This window comes from Paenibacillus sp. 01T422 (assembly GCF_056398785.1).
The window spans coordinates 1-457 of sequence record NZ_JBFTQB010001650.1 but is presented as its reverse complement, the minus strand read 5'-3'; the positions used below and the strand labels follow the sequence as shown (position 1 = coordinate 457).

Sequence of the window (457 nt, the reverse complement as noted above, 5' to 3'; positions counted from 1 at the left end):
GGTGTATGCCTTAGCGGACTGGTTCGCTCCTTCAGATATCGAGGCGCCTACTCTGGAGACGGTATCGTTCATGGATCGCAAAACATATGAGCCGCTTGAACTCAGCGGCATTCCTGGCATTATTTTCTCCGAAATTATGCGGGATGTGGATCTGGTCGTGAGTGTAGCACACGCAGGCGGGGTCGATCCTGAAGCGAGCCTGACAACGATTGAACTTCGAAAAGCCATCGTCACCGAAACGTTGAGACTCATGAAGATTACCAATGTGCGCGTGGATGGGAATTTTGCCCGTATTGCTGGGACTCTTGGGGAATACGGGGTTCATCTCGGGAGCGGGACCGTACAGAAGCAAGCTGCCGGCACCCTATATATCTTGCCTGTGCATTCTCAGCACCGCGGCAAGTTATTCCTTCCGTTTATGGATGAGGACCCGAAAACATCAGAGATACTGTCCAAA

Annotated in this window: 1 protein-coding gene; it reads left to right on the top strand. The window is 51.9% G+C overall.

Going from position 1 to position 457, the window contains the following annotated elements:
• Positions 1-457, top strand: a 457-nt coding sequence (locus tag AC1DUA_RS40605; RefSeq protein WP_477505015.1) for a DUF7737 domain-containing protein, incomplete at both ends; no start/stop codon positions are given.